Origin of the sequence: Nitratidesulfovibrio oxamicus, assembly GCF_015731765.1 — a bacterium.
In the GTDB taxonomy this organism is placed as follows: Bacteria; Desulfobacterota; Desulfovibrionia; order Desulfovibrionales; family Desulfovibrionaceae; genus Cupidesulfovibrio; species Cupidesulfovibrio oxamicus.
In genome coordinates, this window is the sequence record NZ_VRYY01000451.1 from 1 (window position 1) to 1947 (window position 1947).

Consider the following 1947-nt stretch of genomic DNA (forward strand, 5'->3'; position numbering starts at 1 on the left):
ATGCGGGCGCGCCGTGCGCTGGCGTGCGGCACATCCCCTGCGTGGCCGCCTGCGCTGCCATCCGCCCTGGCGGATGCACCGCCGGGCCATGGCGTCCGGGCTCTGCGCGGGTGCTTGCAAATCCGTGTGAAATGACGCACCCTGCCCCTGCCGTTCCCTTCCCGGGTGACCGGCAAGCCAGCACGCCCGCACGGAGCACCATGACGCATCCGCTCATCCTCATTGTCGAGGACAGCCGCGCCAGCGCAGACGAACTGCGCACGCGCATAGCCGAACGGCTCGGTTTTTCCGTGCTCACGGCGGGCACGTGCGCCGAGGCCGTCCGCATAATGGACGAGCAGGGTTCCAACCTGTTCCTCGCCATCCTCGACCTTACCCTGCCCGACGCCCCCGACGGCGAAGTGGTGGACCAGGCACGCGCCCGCAAGGTGCCGTCGCTGGTGTTCACCTCTCGCCTGGACGACACCACGCGCCGCTACATCCTTTCCAAGGACGTCATCGACTACATCATCAAGGACGAGCACGCCGTGGACAACGTGGTGCGCGCCGTGGACCGGCTGCACCGCAACCGCACGGCCAAGATCCTGGTGGTGGACGATTCGCCCTCCATGCGCACCTTCATGAAGGAAGAGCTGCGCCGCTACATGTTCCAGGTATACGAGGCGTCGGGCGGCCCCACGGCCCTGCGCGTGCTGGAGCGCAACCCCGACGTGATGCTGGTGATCACCGATTTCATGATGCCCGACATGGACGGGCTGGAGCTGACCCGCCGCATCCGCGAACGCTACCCGCGCGAGACGCTGGCCATCATGGGCGTTTCCGTCCACGCCGAACGCCCGCTTACCGTGGAGTTCATCAAGAACGGCGCCGACGACTTCATCACCAAGCCCTTCCTGCGCGAGGAACTTTACTGCCGCGTGCTCCAGAACGTGGAAACGGTGGAACGCGCCCGCACCCTTGTAGAGCTGAACGACGTCAAGAACCGCTTCCTGGGCATGGCCGCGCACGACCTGCGCAACCCCATCAACGGCATCCGGGGGTTCAGCCGCCTGCTGCTGGACGGGGTGCTGGGGCCGCTGACCGACGACCAGCGCAGCGTGCTGGGCACCATGCATCAGGCCAGCAACGAGATGCTCCAACTGGTCAACGACCTGCTGGACGTCTCCGTCATCGAAAGCGGCAGGCTGGACCTGGTGCTGCACCCCGGCGACCTGGCCGTGCTGGCGGCGGAACGGCTGTCCTTTGCCTCCCTGGCGGCGAGCGCCAAGAACATCCGCATCGACAAGCAGCTCGAGCACGCCCAGTGCATGTTCGACCCGCGCCGCATGGCCCAAGTGTTCGACAACCTCTTGAGCAACGCGGTGAAATTCACCCCGCCGCAGACGTGCATCAATGTGGCGGTGCGCGTGGAGGGCGCGGAAGCGGTGTTCGAGGTGGCGGACGAAGGCCCCGGCATCCTGCCCGAAGAACGCGAGCGCATGTTCCACTCGTTCGAAAAGCTCAGTGCGCGGCCCACGGCGGGCGAGGCCAGCACCGGCCTTGGGCTGACCATCGTCAAACGCATCGCCACCGCGCATGGAGGCCGGGTTTGGGTGGAAAGCGAACCCGGCAACGGCGCCACCTTCCGGGTGGCCGTGCCGTTGCGCGTGGGCGCCATGTCCACGGCGGAACGGGCGCTGGCGGCCCCCTCCGGTGAACGCTGAGGCGCACGCCGGGGCGGCATGCATCGCACCGGAAGACGACGGCGTCCGGCTTGATGCCGCCCTGGCCCGGCTGTTGCCGCAGTTGCTGGCACAGCGGCTGTCCCGGACGGACCAGCCCGCTAACGGGGCAGGCCCCATCCCCCCCCTTCTCACACCCGGCGCAGGCCTGCGCGCACGCCGCCGCCTGTGGCTGACCCATGCCGTGCTGCTGGACGGGCGCACTGCCCAGCCGGGCACGCGGGTG

Annotated in this window: 1 protein-coding gene and 1 pseudogene; both read left to right on the forward strand. The window is 68.3% G+C overall.

Annotation, left to right across the window (positions count from 1 at the left end):
• Positions 1-200: 200 nt before the first annotated feature.
• Positions 201-1703 (forward strand): response regulator, encoded by a 1503-nt coding sequence (locus tag FVW20_RS13830; RefSeq protein WP_196610070.1) that lies wholly within the window; start codon positions 201-203, stop codon positions 1701-1703.
• Positions 1693-1947 (forward strand): annotated as a pseudogene (locus FVW20_RS19785) (RNA pseudouridine synthase); the annotation flags it as partial. The gene FVW20_RS13830 and the pseudogene FVW20_RS19785, both read left to right, overlap by 11 nt.